General features: G+C 67.5%; 14 protein-coding genes. 7 read left to right on the top strand and 7 right to left on the bottom strand.

Annotated elements, in window-relative coordinates; all coding sequences use genetic code 11:
- Entirely contained in the window at nt 1-477 is a 477-nt protein-coding gene (nrdR, locus tag H7694_RS09630) for a transcriptional regulator NrdR (protein WP_193596311.1), read from the top strand.
- Between the two features lie 10 nt (nt 478-487).
- A complete protein-coding gene (locus H7694_RS09625) occupies nt 488-1510 on the top strand; it encodes a quinone-dependent dihydroorotate dehydrogenase (RefSeq protein ID WP_193596310.1) in 1023 nt (340 codons plus the stop codon).
- 74 nt (nt 1511-1584) lie between these two features.
- Here the strand turns inward: H7694_RS09625 and H7694_RS09620 are convergent, their stop codons facing one another.
- The gene (locus tag H7694_RS09620) at nt 1585-2145 is read right to left on the bottom strand and encodes a DUF3043 domain-containing protein (RefSeq protein WP_193596309.1); all 561 of its coding nucleotides are present in this window, start codon (nt 2143-2145) and stop codon (nt 1585-1587) included.
- Nucleotides 2146-2189: 44 nt separating this feature from the next.
- Here H7694_RS09620 and H7694_RS09615 point away from each other — a divergent pair, with 44 nt between their 5' ends.
- The 5 genes from H7694_RS09615 to H7694_RS09595 all read left to right on the top strand — a co-directional run bounded on the left by H7694_RS09615 (nt 2190) and on the right by H7694_RS09595 (nt 7223).
- On the top strand, nt 2190-3605 hold the full coding sequence (locus tag H7694_RS09615) for a dipeptidase (protein WP_193596308.1): 1416 nt from the start codon (nt 2190-2192) through the stop codon (nt 3603-3605).
- Between the two features lie 100 nt (nt 3606-3705).
- Nucleotides 3706-4068, top strand: a complete 363-nt coding sequence (gene erpA, locus H7694_RS09610) for an iron-sulfur cluster insertion protein ErpA (RefSeq protein WP_193596307.1) — start codon at nt 3706-3708, stop codon at nt 4066-4068.
- Between the two features lie 89 nt (nt 4069-4157).
- Nucleotides 4158-5057, top strand: coding sequence for a cytochrome c oxidase subunit II (coxB, locus tag H7694_RS09605; protein WP_193596306.1), 900 nt, complete (start codon nt 4158-4160; stop codon nt 5055-5057).
- A 3-nt stretch (nt 5058-5060) separates the two neighbouring features.
- A complete protein-coding gene (ctaD, locus tag H7694_RS09600) occupies nt 5061-6797 on the top strand; it encodes a cytochrome c oxidase subunit I (protein ID WP_193596305.1) in 1737 nt (578 codons plus the stop codon).
- Nucleotides 6798-6800: 3 nt separating this feature from the next.
- Entirely contained in the window at nt 6801-7223 is a 423-nt protein-coding gene (locus H7694_RS09595; RefSeq protein ID WP_193596304.1) for a cytochrome c oxidase subunit 4, read from the top strand.
- Nucleotides 7224-7374: 151 nt separating this feature from the next.
- Here the strand turns inward: H7694_RS09595 and H7694_RS09590 are convergent, their stop codons facing one another.
- The 6 genes from H7694_RS09590 to H7694_RS09565 form a co-directional block, all read right to left on the bottom strand.
- Nucleotides 7375-8259, bottom strand: a complete 885-nt coding sequence (locus H7694_RS09590; RefSeq protein ID WP_227468053.1) for a hypothetical protein — start codon at nt 8257-8259, stop codon at nt 7375-7377.
- Nucleotides 8260-8610: 351 nt separating this feature from the next.
- A complete protein-coding gene (locus H7694_RS09585; RefSeq protein WP_193596302.1) occupies nt 8611-9030 on the bottom strand; it encodes a rhodanese-like domain-containing protein in 420 nt (139 codons plus the stop codon).
- Between the two features lie 127 nt (nt 9031-9157).
- On the bottom strand, nt 9158-10984 hold the full coding sequence (locus H7694_RS09580) for a cytochrome b (RefSeq protein ID WP_193596301.1): 1827 nt from the start codon (nt 10982-10984) through the stop codon (nt 9158-9160).
- Nucleotides 10981-12057, bottom strand: a complete 1077-nt coding sequence (locus H7694_RS09575; RefSeq protein ID WP_193596300.1) for a ubiquinol-cytochrome c reductase iron-sulfur subunit — start codon at nt 12055-12057, stop codon at nt 10981-10983. The genes H7694_RS09580 and H7694_RS09575 overlap by 4 nt, the downstream gene beginning before the upstream one ends.
- Before the next feature lie 36 nt (nt 12058-12093).
- A complete protein-coding gene (locus H7694_RS09570) occupies nt 12094-12927 on the bottom strand; it encodes a c-type cytochrome (RefSeq protein ID WP_193596299.1) in 834 nt (277 codons plus the stop codon).
- Nucleotides 12928-12947: 20 nt separating this feature from the next.
- On the bottom strand, nt 12948-13505 hold the full coding sequence (locus tag H7694_RS09565; RefSeq protein ID WP_227468385.1) for a heme-copper oxidase subunit III: 558 nt from the start codon (nt 13503-13505) through the stop codon (nt 12948-12950).
- Nucleotides 13506-13568: the final 63 nt, after the last annotated feature.

Below are 13568 nucleotides of genomic sequence, written 5' to 3'. Positions count from 1 at the left end.
ATGCACTGCCCCTTCTGCCGGCATCCGGATTCCCGAGTCATCGATTCGCGCACCAGCGACGACGGTCTGTCGATCCGTCGCCGACGTCAGTGCCCCGAGTGCGGAGGACGATTCTCGACCACCGAGACGGCCAGCCTGATGGTCATCAAGCGGTCGGGCGTGATCGAGTCGTTCAGCCGTGACAAGGTCATCGCCGGCGTGCGCAAGGCCTGCCAGGGGCGTCCCGTCACGGACGCCGATCTGGCCGTGCTCGCCCAGCAGGTCGAAGAGGCCGTGCGCCAGACCGGCGTCTCGCAGCTGGACACCAACGAGATCGGCCTGGCGATCCTGGGGCCCCTGCGCGAGCTCGACGAGGTCGCCTACCTGCGCTTCGCCAGCGTGTACCAGGAGTTCGACTCGCTCGAGGACTTCGAGCGGTCGATCAGCGAGCTGCGCGCCGACCACGCGCGGTCGGAGGAGCCCGCCGCCGAGCGGTAACCTGGCAGGAATGTACCCGCTGCTCTTCCGCACCGTCCTGTCGCGCCTCGACCCCGAGTTCGCCCATCACGCCGCCATGGCGGTCATCCGCGTGCTCGGCGTCCCGCCGTTCTCGTGGGCGGCGCGGGCGATCAGCGCCCCGCGTCCCGAGCAGGCGGTGCACACCCTCGGCCTGACCTTCCCGTCCGCATTCGGCGTCGCCGCCGGGTTCGACAAGAACGCCGTCGGCGTGTGCGGGCTGGATGCCCTCGGATTCGGGCACGTCGAGATCGGCACGGTCACCGCGATCCCGCAGGACGGCAACCCCAAGCCGCGGCTGTTCCGCCTCATCGCCGACCGGGCGGTGATCAACCGGATGGGCTTCAACAACGACGGCGCCGAGGTCGTCGCCCGCCGGCTGCGCAAGCTGCGCCGCCGTGCGCCGAAGGCGGTCATCGGCGTGAACATCGGCAAGAGCCGGGTCGTTGCCGTCGAGGATGCGATCGGCGACTACGTCGCGTCTGCCACCACGCTCGCCCCGCTGGCCGACTACCTCGCGGTCAACGTGTCGTCACCGAACACCCCCGGCCTGCGCGGGCTGCAGGCCGTCGAGACCCTAGCCCCGTTGCTGCGCGCGGTGAAGGATGCCGCAGGCGCGACGCCCCTGCTGGTGAAGATCGCCCCCGACCTGCCCGACGAGGAGATCACCGCGATCGCCCGGCTCGCGGTCGATGAGGGACTCGCGGGCATCATCGCGCACAACACGACCATCTCCCGCGAGGGACTGCGCACCGACCCGGCCGTCGTCGAGGCCGCCGGCGCCGGCGGACTCTCCGGTGCACCGCTCAAGCAGCGCTCGCTCGACGTGCTCGCCCTCGTCAGGACCGCCGTTCCCGCGGACTTCTGCGTGATCGCCGTCGGCGGGGTCGAGACGCCCGACGACGTGCAGCGCCGGCTCGAGGCCGGTGCCACGCTCGTGCAGGGCTACACCGCGTTCCTGTACCGCGGCCCGCTGTGGGCGCGCCAGATCAACCGCGGCCTGCGCCGACGCTGAGCCGCGAGCACAGAACGGCATGCGAGAAGGCCGCCCGCGCTGAGCGCGAGCGGCCTTTCTGGATCGTACGGGGGTCAGGCCGGGTACTGACCGCGCTTGACCTGCGGCTTCGGCAGGCGCATGAAGCGCATCTGCAGTGCGCGCATCGCGGCGTACCAGCCGAGGCCGCGCTCGCGACGCTCGGCGCCGAACTTCGCCGCAGCCTTCTTCTTCACCCGGATGCTGAGCAGCACCATGTCGAGGACGGCCAGCAGCATGTACGCCCACAGGGCGGCCATCGACCACAGCTGGACGTTCTGGAACGGCATGAGGCTGAGCACGATGACCAGCAGCATCGCCGCCATCACCCACTCGGAGAGGTGCCAGCCGGCGTCGACGTAGTCGCGCACCCAGCGGCGCTGCGGGCCCTTGTCGCGGGCGGGCAGGTACTTGTCCTCACCCTGCTCCATGCCGATCCGCGCACGCTCACGACGCGCCTGCAGGTCGGCCTTGGCCGCGGCGCGGGCCTCCTTGGTGTTGGCGACCAGGGGGCGGCGGTTGGCGGCCTCGCGCTCGGCGCGAGTGGGCGTCGCGCGACCCTTGCCCGCGGCGGGCGTCTCGGGGGCGTCGTCGGCAGAGGGGGTGGGCTTGGGCACGTTCGACCTCAGTTCGGAATCGGGTTCACCTTAAGATTACTCGCATGACCTCGCCCGTATCGCCGGTTCCGCCGGCAGCCGAATCCGCCATCGCCGAGGCCGTCGCCCTCGGCATCCCCGCCGCCCTCGCCGATCTCGGAGCGCTGGTGCGCATCCCGGGCATCGCGTGGCCCGCGTTCGATCAGTCGCAGCTCGAGCGCAGTGCGGATACCGTGGCCGAGCTGGCCCGCGGCACCGGCGTGTTCGACGAGGTGCACGTCCTTCGCGCGCACATCGACGACACCGAGGAATTCGGGCAACCCGCCGTGCTCGCGACCCGCGCCGCTCGCAACGGACGACCCACCATCCTGCTCTACGCCCACCACGACGTGCAGCCCCCTGGCGACGACGAGCTGTGGGAGACGCCGCCGTTCGAGCCGACTGTGCGCGACGGACGGCTGTACGGGCGCGGCGCCGCCGATGACAAGGCCGGCATCATGGCGCACATCGCCTCGCTGCGCGCGGTCTCCGAGGTGCTCGGCGACGACCTCGACCTCGGCGTCGCGCTGTTCATCGAGGGGGAGGAGGAGTACGGCTCGCGCTCGTTCGCCCGCTTCCTCAGCGACAACGCCGACGCGCTGCGTGCGGATGCGATCGTCGTCGCCGACTCCGGCAACCTCGACTCCCGCACTCCTGGCCTCACCGTCTCGCTGCGAGGCAACGCCCGGTTCACCCTCCGCATCCGCACCCTCGAGCACGCCTCGCACTCCGGCATGTTCGGCGGTGCGGTACCCGACGCCATGATGGCCGCCGTGACGCTGCTGTCGACCCTGTGGGATGCCGACGGCGCCGTCGCCGTCGACGGTATGACCAGCCGCACGGGGGAGACGCCGGAGTACGCCGAGGCGACGCTCCGCGAAGAGGCCGGCCTGCTGCCCGGCACCTCTCCGGTCGGCCGGGATGACATCCTCGGGCGCATCTGGAACAAGCCCTCGATCACCATCACCGGGATCGACGCGACCAGCGTCGCCCAGGCCTCGAACACGCTGCTGCCCGAGGTGAGCGTCGTCATCAGCGCCCGCGTCGCACCGGGCCAGAGCGCCGCCGAAGCCTACGCCGCGCTGGAGACGCACCTGCGCGCCCATGCGCCTTTCGGGGCGGAGCTGACCTTCAGCGATGTCGATCTCGGCGACGGCTTCCTCGTCGACACGGCGGGGTGGGCGGTCGAACTGACCCGCGGTGCGATGGCCGACGGGTACGGCGTCGATCCGGTCGACCTCGGCGTCGGCGGATCCATCCCCTTCATCGCCGATCTGGTCCGCGAGTTCCCCGGCGCGCAGATCCTCGTCACCGGCGTCGAGGACCCGCACTCGCGCGCCCACAGCCCGAACGAGTCGCTGCACCTCGAGACGTTCCGCAACGCGGTGCGCACCGAAGCGCTTCTCCTGGCGCGCATGAACGAGCGCTCCTCGGCATCCTGATCGTCCGTCGCGGACGCGCGCGTCTCAACCCCGCGCGCTTCCGCGGCGGTAGACTCAGGCGTGAGCAGCAGCCCGTGCTGCAGGTTTGTTAGGAGTGACCATGAGCGACACCACACTGACCGAAGAGGCCACCGGCGCACACAGCGTCTCGCTGACCGACGCCGCCGCCCAGAAGGTCAAGAGCCTCCTGGAGCAGGAGGGCCGCGACGACCTGCGTCTGCGCGTCGCCGTCCAGCCCGGCGGATGCTCGGGCCTCATCTACCAGCTCTACTTCGACGAGCGCTTCCTCGAGGGCGACGAGACGGTCGACTTCGGCGGCGTCGAGGTCATCGTCGACAACATGAGTGTTCCGTACCTCGACGGCGCCTCGATCGACTTCAAGGACACCATCTCGGAGCAGGGGTTCACCATCGACAACCCCAACGCGGCGGGCAGCTGCGCCTGCGGCGACAGCTTCCACTGAGACCCGCCAACCTGCGTGGTTGGCATGAATCAGGTGTGAGGTTGCCCTAGACTTGGGGTTGCTCCTGTCCGAGATCTGAAAGGTGCACCGTGCCCTCGAAACGCCGTCTTCGTTGGGCCGCACTCCCGTTGGGAGTCGCGGCAGCTGTGGTTCTGGCGGGATGCTCTGCCACTGAGCTCCACGGCTTCCTTCCCGGCTTCGTGGAGGGCGCTCCCTCGGCCACCAACCAGACCGACCGCGTTGCCGGGCTCTGGGTGACGTCCTGGGTGATCCTGCTCATCGTCGGCCTCATCACGTGGGGTCTGATGGGCTGGGCCGTCGTCATGTACCGCCGTCGTGCGGGGCAGACCGGCCTGCCGGTGCAGCTGCGCTACAACATGCCCATCGAGATCCTCTACACGGTGATCCCGCTGATCCTCGTGCTGGGCATGTTTTTCTTCACGGCGCGCGACCAGGCCAAGATCGAGACGCAGTGGCCCGAGCCCGATGTCGAGATCACGGCCATCGCCAAGCAGTGGGCGTGGGACTTCCAGTACGACGGCGAAGAAGAGGACAACTCCGACGCCGTGTGGACCATGGGCGTTCAGGCCCAGGCCGACGAGAAGGGCGACATCGACCGGGAGAAGCTCCCGACGCTGGTGCTGCCGGTCGACCAGAAGGTCACCATCAACCTGCAGTCGCGTGATGTCATCCACTCGTTCTGGATCATCGACTTCCTCTACAAGAAGGACATGTTCCTCGGCAAGGACAACACCTGGTCGTTCACGCCCACCCGCGTCGGCGAGTACGACGGTAAGTGCGCCGAGCTCTGCGGCGAGTACCACTCGATGATGCTCTTCAACGTCAAGGTCGTCGAGCAGGCAGAGTACGACGACTACATCCAGTCCCTCCGCGAGGAGGGCAACACGGGCGACATCAACGACGCCTACGACCGCCTCAGCAATCTCCCCGGCACCGGTGCAAGCACCGACTCCGAGGAAGAGGAGTAAGCCATGACGACCACAGCTGATCCCACCACGGCGCCGGGCACTCGCCCGACCACGATGCCGCCGCGTCAGGCAGCGCTGCTCACCTCCTCCCGAGTGGAGCAGAAGGGCAACATCATCGTCAAGTGGATGACCTCCACCGACCACAAGACGATCGGGTACATGTACCTGATCGCGTCGGTGCTGTTCTTCCTGCTCGGCGGCGTGATGGCGCTGGTGATCCGCGCGGAGCTGTTCGCGCCCGGCATGCAGATCGTGCCGACCAAGGAGCAGTACAACCAGCTGTTCACGATGCACGGCACGATCATGCTGCTGATGTTCGCGACGCCGCTGTTCGCCGGCTTCGCCAACGCGATCCTGCCGCTGCAGATCGGTGCGCCCGACGTCGCCTTCCCGCGTCTGAACGCCTTCGCGTTCTGGCTGTTCACCTTCGGGTCGATCATGGCCGTGGCCGGCTTCCTCACCCCGCAGGGCGCCGCCTCGTTCGGGTGGTTCGCCTACCAGCCGCTGGCGAACGCCTCATTCTCGCCCGGTGCGGGTGGAAACCTCTGGATGCTCGGCCTCGGCATGTCCGGCTTCGGCACGATCCTGGGTGCGGTGAACTTCATCACCACGATCATCACGATGCGCGCGCCCGGCATGACGATGTGGCGCATGCCGATCTTCTCGTGGAACACGCTGATCACGAGCCTGCTGATCCTGATGGCCTTCCCGGTGCTCGCAGCAGCCATGCTCGCCGCCGCATCCGACCGCGTCCTCGGCTCGCACGTCTATGACGTCGCCAACGGCGGAGTGCTGCTCTGGCAGCACCTGTTCTGGTTCTTCGGGCACCCTGAGGTGTACATCATCGCGCTGCCGTTCTTCGGCATCGTCTCGGAGATCTTCCCGGTGTTCAGCCGCAAGCCGATCTTCGGATACAAGACGCTCGTGTACGCGACGATCGCCATCGCCTCGCTGTCCGTGGCCGTGTGGGCGCACCACATGTACGTCACCGGCTCGGTGCTGCTGCCGTTCTTCTCGCTGATGACCATGCTCATCGCGGTGCCGACAGGTGTGAAGATCTTCAACTGGATCGGCACGATGTGGCGAGGATCGATCACGTTCGAGACGCCGATGGTGTTCTCGCTCGGCTTCCTGGTCTCGTTCGTGTTCGGTGGGCTGACCGGCGTGATCCTCGCATCGCCACCGCTGGACTTCCACATCAGCGACACGTACTTCGTCGTGGCGCACTTCCACTACGTGGTCTTCGGCACGGTCGTGTTCGCGATGTTCGCCGGCTTCTACTTCTGGTGGCCGAAGTGGACCGGACGCATGCTGAACGAGCGTCTCGGCTACATCCACTTCTGGATGCTGTTCATCGGCTTCCACATGACCTTCCTCGTCCAGCACTGGCTGGGTGTCGACGGCATGCCTCGTCGCTACGCGGACTACGCCACCTACGACAACTGGGAGTGGGGCAACCAGGTCTCGACCGTGGGTGCGATCCTGCTCGGCGCCTCGATGCTGCCGTTCTTCCTAAACGTCTGGATCACCGCGCGCAAGGCACCGAAGGTCACCGTCGACGACCCGTGGGGCTACGGCGCTTCGCTGGAGTGGGCGACCTCCTGCCCGCCGCCGCGTCACAACTTCACGTCGATCCCGCGGATCCGCAGCGAGCGTCCCGCGTTCGACCTGAACCACCCCGAGGCCGCTGAGCGTCCCGTGGACGCGCCGGTCGGCGCCGCAGCTGGAGAGGCGAAGTAACCCATGCGCAGCAATATCGTCGTCTGGTGGATCATCACCGCCTTCTTCCTCGTGACGTCGGTGATCTACACCGTCTGGAGCCTCCTCGACCCGAACCACCGTCAGGTGGAGTGGGTCGGCACCGTGGCGCTGCTGTTCGTCGCCTTCATGGGCGCCATGATCGCGGTTTACCTGCGTAAGACCTACAAGGCGCAGGGCGGCGAGCTGCCCGAGGACGTCCTCACGGCCGACATCGATGACGGTGACCCGGAGCTCGGCGAGTTCAGCCCGTGGTCGTGGTGGCCGCTGGTCCTCGCGGGCTCTGCGATGATCTTCCTGCTCGGCCTCGCCGTCGGACACTTCCTGCTGCCGATCGGTGTGGCGGTCTTCGTCGTCGCGATCGTCGGCTGGGTGTACGAGTACTACCGCGGGCACTTCGCCCGCTGAGCTCACGTCTCGCGCCCTCAGATGCCCCCTGGTCTCGGACCAGGGGGCATCTGCGGTCTTCAGCGGGATGCGGGTTTCTGCGACGGCTCGTAGACGACGAGGCCGGCTGGTGTGCCGAGCGCCGCAGGCTCGCGCGGATCGAAGCCTGCGATCACGAGCGCGGCGGTGCCGGCAGAGCATCGTCCAGCCGAGGGCCCTTCTCGTCGCACAGCCCGTAGGCGTCGGCCAGCGGGTAGGTGCCGTTGCTCCAGACGGAATCCAGCACGACCTCTCCCGCGTCGCTCGCGCACAACAGCGACTGGCCCGGCTTCAGCAGGCGTGCTGCACCTGAGGCGACGTCGATCACTCTCACGCCGTCGTCGGCCATCGCCACGATGTGATCGCTGGCGGCTCGATACTGCTGGGTGCCATCGGAACCCGCTCCCCACCGCGGATCACCCAGCGACTCCCGCCAGCGCAGCTCACCCGACTGCTTGTCCACGCCCACCAGGTCGACGTCGACTTCGAGGTAGTCGATCTCCGTCACCGTGGTGCCGTCCCATTCGGCACGTAGCGAGCCGCTCTGGAACTGACAGAGCGCGACCACGTCATCGGTCACCCGCAGCTCGTACTCGGTACTCAGGCACGGCTGGGCCTCGATCGTCCATTCGGTCTCACCCGAGGCGCGTGCGAGACTCACGGTTGTGCCCCTGGCGAGTTCCTGCTCGATCACCTGGGGCTTGTCCAAGTCGATGTCCTCTGCTGCCGCGGAGAAGCCGGTGAGCACCAGTGGCCCGCCTTCGGAGACAGGGTCATGCCAGTTCCAGCCCTCGCCCGTGTCGGCGCCCGCACCGAAGACCTCCGTATAGGGCCGGCTCCAGGAGAGCTCACCGTCCACGCCGAATCGCAGTTCACCGTCGCCGCTGACCGAGAGGCGCTCGTTGAACTGCACCCCGCCGTCGAAATAGCCGTAGTCATCGACCAGCGAGAACCCGGCCGCGTCGCTGGAGTAGCGGTGCATGCGATCCGTCTCCCAGTCCGTATCGCGCTCGAGCACGCCTGTGACGCAGAACTGAGGATCGCGACCGACGACCACTCATCGATCGGCGCGTTCTCGTAGCGTGGCGTCAGCACCGACACCCGCCATAGGTCGTCGACCTCAAGCGCGGCAACGCGGTGCTTGACACCCCTTGCGGTCGTCCCCGGGAGAGTCGCGCGACGCCACAGCTCCTCGCCATGATCGCCGGCCTCTCCGGCTGCGGCCCCAGCGCTCCCTCCCCCGACGAGAGAGCCCGGCACAGGCGAGAGTCAGGCCAGGTCGTACGAGTGCGTGCTGTCTGTTCTTCACGCCCCGACGATAGGACGATCCGGTGGCTCTGCGATCGCGGCCTGTGGATAACCCTAGGTATCAGGCGCGGGTGCGGATCCGGGGAACGCCGGTGAGCGGGTCGATGGGGCGACGGTGGACACCGTCGTGGTCTTCGACGGGGTATCCCTCGCGTGCCCAGTACTCGAAGCCGCCGATCATCTCACGCACGGAGTAACCGAGCTTCGCGAACTCGAGGGCGCCCTTCGCGCCGGCGTTGCATCCGGGGCTCCAGCAGTACACGACCACCTCGGTGCCCTCGGGGATCTCCTGGGGCGCACGCTGCGCGATCTCCCGGTAGTGCATGTGGACCGCACCAGGAATGCGCCCCTGCGCCCACGCCTCATCCGATCGGACATCGACGACCACGACCTGCTCTCCGGCCTTCTGGGCGGCGTACAGGTCGCTGGCGTCGGTCTCGTAGGCGAGCTTGGCGGCGAAGAACTCCTGGCGATCGATCATGGCACCAGGCTACTCCGCGGTGGGTCGCGTCCAGGCCGCAGCCGGCCGATGTGACGGGGGACATGTCACGAAAGAGCTGAGGGCCCCGTCCGGGTGGACGGGGCCCTCAGCGGGGGAGGAGGCGGTGTTACTCGCCGTCCTTCGACTTCTTGCGGCCGGGCTTGTCAGCCGGGGGCTGTGCGATCACCGAGCTCGGAGTGTTCGGGGTCTCGCCGATGTGCCCGTCTGCGGGAGCGACCTGGTCCTCCGACGTGACGCCGGCACGTGCGTGCGCCCCGGCGATCTCAGCGGCCTCGATCTCGGCGTCGTGCGTCAGCGTGTGCTGCTGGTGCGCGTCGGCCTCGGCGATCTGCGCCTGGGTGAGCGGCTGCAGGCGGTCCTCGAAGAACCAGCGCGACAGCGACGAGCGCAGGTTCTCGTGCCACGGGATGCGTCCCTTGGCGTTCGGACGCACCACCAGCGGCTCGTAGGTCGAGTAGTCGATCAGCTTCCAGCGGTCGTACGCGTCGACGGGCTGGTGCACCTCGATGTACTCGCCACCGGGGAGGCGGACGATGCGACCCGACTCGTAGCCGTGCAGGACGATCTCGCGGTCCTTCTTCTGCAGCGCGATGCAGATGCGCTTGGTGATGAAGTAACCGAGGACCGGGCCGACGAACAGCAGCGCCTGAAGGGTGTGGATCACGCCCTCCATCGTCAGCATGAAGTGCGTCGCCATGAGGTCGGACGAGGCTGCCGCCCACAGCACGGCGTAGAAGATCACGCCGGCGACGCCGATCGCGGTGCGGGTGGCGGCGTTGCGGGGACGCTCGGCGATGTGGTGCTCGCGCTTGTCGCCGGTGATCCACGCCTCGATGAAGGGGTAGAGCGCCACGACGACGATGAACAGACCCAGGACCGCGACGGGGATCAGGATGCCGAGCGACAGGGTGAAGTCGCCCAGGGGCACGTCCAGGTGCGGGGGTGCCAGACGCAGGGCGCCGTCGGCGAAGCCGATGTACCAGTCGGGCTGGGTTCCGGCGGAGACCGGGGACGGGTCGTACGGGCCGTAGTTCCACACCGGGTTGATCTGGAAGAACGTCGCGATCAGCACGATCGTGCCGAACACGATGAACAGGAAGCCGCCCATCTTCGACATGTAGACCGGCATCATCGGGTAGCCCACGACGTTGTCGTTCGTGCGACCGGGGCCGGCGAACTGCGTGTGCTTGTTGATGACCATCAGCATCAGGTGCACGACGATCAGGCCGATCACCAGGAGCGGCAGCAGCAGGATGTGCAGCGTGTACAGGCGGCCGACGATGTCGGAGCCCGGGAACTCGCCGCCGAAGAGCAGGAACGAGGTCCAGGTGCCGATCAGGGGGAAGCCCTTGATCATGCCGTCGATGATGCGCAGGCCGTTGCCCGAGAGCAGGTCGTCGGGAAGCGAGTAGCCGGTGAAGCCCTCTGCCATCGCGAGGATGAACAGCACGAAGCCGATCACCCAGTTCAGCTCACGCGGCTTGCGGAACGCACCCGTGAAGAAGATGCGCAGCATATGGATGCCGATGCCGGCGACGAACACCAGCGCCGCCCAGTGGTGGATCTGGCGGACCAGCAGGCCGCCGCGCAGGTCGAAGGAGATGTGCAGCGTCGACTCGAGAGCCGCCGACATCTCGATGCCGCGCATCGGCTCGTAGGCGCCGGTGTAGTGCGTGGGCACCATCGAGGCCTGGAAGAAGAAGGTCAGGAACGTCCCCGAGAGGAAGACGACGACGAAGCTCCACAGCGCGATCTCGCCGAGCATGAACGACCAGTGATCCGGGAAGATCTTGCGGCCGAGTTCCTTGACGAAGCCCGACAGGCTGGTGCGCTCATCGATGTAGTTGGCGGTGGCGCCGATGAAGCGGCCACCGAGCGGCTTCTCCCTCGTGTCCGCGGGCTTGGTGTCCTCGTGAAGAGTTGCAGTGCTCAATGACGCTCCCAGAAGCTCGGGCCGACGGGTTCCTTGAAGTCGCTCTGCGCGATGAGGTATCCCTCATCGTCGACGGCGATCGGCAGCTGGGGCAGCGGGCGCGCCGCCGGGCCGAAGATGACCTTGGCGTGGTCGGTGACGTCGAACTGCGACTGGTGGCACGGGCACAGCAGGTGGTGCGTCTGCTGCTCGTACAGGGCCACGGGGCATCCGACGTGGGTGCAGACCTTGGAGTACGCGACGATGCCGTCGTACGACCAGTCCTTGCGCTCCTCGGATTCGATGAGCTGCTCGGGGCGCAGGCGCATGAGCAGCACGATCGCCTTGGCCTTCTCCTCGAGCAGGCCGCCGTCGTGGCCGAGTTCCTTGAGTCCCTCGGGAATGACGTGCACGGCGGAGCCGAGCGTGACGTCCGCGGCGCGGATCGGGGTGCCGTCGGGGTCGCGCACCAGACGCGTGCCCTCGTCCCACATCGTGTGCTTCAGCAGCGCGACGGGGTCACCGGCCTGCGGGTCCTCCGGGGTCGAGAACGGCGCCAGCCCGCGGAAGAGGGTGATGCCGGGTACCACGGATGCGATGACCGCGGCGATCAGCGAGTTGCGGATCATCGTGCGGCGTCCGAAGCCGGACTCCTCGTTCGCGTCGGCGAAGGCCTGCACAGCCGCCTCGCGGGTGGTGTCGCGACCGCGGGTGGGGTGGCGGTGCTCGATGAACTCCTTGTCGCTCATGAGCGCCTTCGACCAGTGGATCGCTCCCAGGCCGATGCTCAGCAGCGCCAGGCCGATCCCCAGGCCGATGAACAGGTTGTTGTAGCGCACATCGATGAGCGATCCGGACTCGATCGGGAACAGCATGTATGCCGCAACTGCCCAGATGCTGCCCGCCAGGGACAGGTAGAAGAGCGTGTAGACGGTCCGCGCCGCGGCCTTCTCGGCCTTCGGGTCCTTGTCCGTCATCCGCTCACGGTGTGGCGGCAGTCCCGGGTTCACTGCGGGATCGCTGACTGCGACGCCCAGCCCCGGTGAGGGCTGGTAGGCCCTGTCAAGAGCCTGCGTGTCGTCGTCGTGTGCCATGGTGCTCCTCGTACGTAACTCTTCGATGAAAGTGCGTCAGTTGGACTTCGCCGTGATCCACACGGTGAGGGCGACGAGCGCGCCGATGCCGAAGATCCAGATGAACAGGCCCTCGGAGACCGGACCCAGCGAGCCGAGCGTGAAGCCGCCGACCTGGACCGCCTCCTGCTGGTACACGAGGGCGGCGATGATGTCGCGCTTGTCCTCGGTGCTGAGGTTCATGTCGCCGAACACGGGCATGTTCTGCGGACCGGTGACCATCGCGGCGTAGATGTGCAGTGCGCTGGTCGAGGTCAGTGCCGGGGCGTACTTGCCCTCGGTGAGCGCTCCACCGGCCGCGGCGACGTTGTGGCACATCGCGCAGTTGATGCGGAACAGCTCGGCACCCTTGGTGACGCTGACCTCGTCGGAGGCGTCGTCGGGGTTGACCTCGCCCTCGAGCACCCAGTTGTCCGGGTAGGTCGGGCCGGGGGCGACGGACTGCACGTAGGCGGCCATCGCGCGGATCTGCGCCTCGGTGAACTGGGGGTCCTTCTGCGGAGCCTGCGGGCCCTGCATCTGCAGTGGCATGCGGCCGGTCGCGAGCTGGAACTCGACCGAGAGCTCACCGACGCCGATGAGGCTGGGGCCCTCGGCGGTGCCCTGCAGGTCGACGCCGTGGCAGGTGGCGCAGTTCGCGGTGAACAGCTTCTGGCCGTCCTCCACCGTGAGCTCAGTGGCGACGCTGGTCTGGGCGTCGGTCGTCGACGCCATCGCAGCGGATGCTCCGGCGTAGGCGCCGCCGGTCAGCAGCAGGCCGGCACCGATCAGGGCGGCTGCGGCGAAGGGGCTGCGACGACCGCGCGAGCGGTGCTTCTTCTCTCGTGCCATTTCGAAAAATCGCTCCGCTCTTATTTCAGGAAGTAGATGACGAGGAACAGGACCACCCACACGACATCGACGAAGTGCCAGTAGTACGAGACCACGATCGAGGAGGTGGCCTCCTTGTGGCCGAAGTTGCGGACGGCGTAGGCGCGGCCGATCACGAGCACGAAGGCGATGAGACCACCGGTGACGTGCAGGGCGTGGAAGCCCGTCGTGATGTAGAACGCCGAGGCGTAGGAGTCAGCCGTGATCGGCAGGCCCTCCATGACGAGCTGGGCGTACTCCCAGACCTGGCCGCTGACGAAGATCGCGCCGAGGATGAAGGTCAGCCAGAACCACTCGACCATGCCCCAGCCGAACAGGCGGCGACGACCGGCGCTGTTCAGGACGCCGCGGGCGACCCGGTAGGGCTGGAGGTCCTCCGCCGCGAAGACACCCATCTGGCACGTGAACGACGAGGCCACGAGGATGATCGTGTTCACGAGCGCATAGGGCACGTTCAGCATTTCGGTGCGGTCGGCCCAGAGCTCCGGGGAGGTGCTGCGGAGGGTGAAGTAGATCGCGAAGAGTCCCGCGAAGAACATCACCTCGCTGCCGAGCCACACGATGGTGCCGACAGCGACCGGGTTGGGGCGCTTGATGGTTCT

The organism is Microbacterium sp. YJN-G (assembly GCF_015040615.1).
Lineage (GTDB): Bacteria > Actinomycetota > Actinomycetes > Actinomycetales > Microbacteriaceae > Microbacterium.
The sequence above is the reverse complement of the archived record's forward strand: the minus strand, read 5'-3'. Positions and strand labels throughout refer to the sequence as shown.

Bases quoted from the DNA above. Each gene is read 5' to 3' on its own strand.
- ctaD (WP_193596305.1), top strand. From the start codon at position 5,061: ATGACGACCACAGCTGATCCCACCACGGCGCCGGGCACTCGCCCGACC.
- H7694_RS09615 (WP_193596308.1), top strand. From the start codon at position 2,190: ATGACCTCGCCCGTATCGCCGGTTCCGCCGGCAGCCGAATCCGCCATC.
- H7694_RS09570 (WP_193596299.1), bottom strand. From the start codon at position 12,927: ATGGCACGAGAGAAGAAGCACCGCTCGCGCGGTCGTCGCAGCCCCTTC.
- H7694_RS09625 (WP_193596310.1), top strand. From the start codon at position 488: ATGTACCCGCTGCTCTTCCGCACCGTCCTGTCGCGCCTCGACCCCGAG.
- nrdR (WP_193596311.1), top strand. From the start codon at position 1: ATGCACTGCCCCTTCTGCCGGCATCCGGATTCCCGAGTCATCGATTCG.
- H7694_RS09565 (WP_227468385.1), bottom strand. From the start codon at position 13,505: ATGTTCTTCGCGGGACTCTTCGCGATCTACTTCACCCTCCGCAGCACC.
- H7694_RS09595 (WP_193596304.1), top strand. From the start codon at position 6,801: ATGCGCAGCAATATCGTCGTCTGGTGGATCATCACCGCCTTCTTCCTC.
- erpA (WP_193596307.1), top strand. From the start codon at position 3,706: ATGAGCGACACCACACTGACCGAAGAGGCCACCGGCGCACACAGCGTC.
- H7694_RS09585 (WP_193596302.1), bottom strand. From the start codon at position 9,030: ATGATCGATCGCCAGGAGTTCTTCGCCGCCAAGCTCGCCTACGAGACC.
- H7694_RS09575 (WP_193596300.1), bottom strand. From the start codon at position 12,057: ATGGCACACGACGACGACACGCAGGCTCTTGACAGGGCCTACCAGCCC.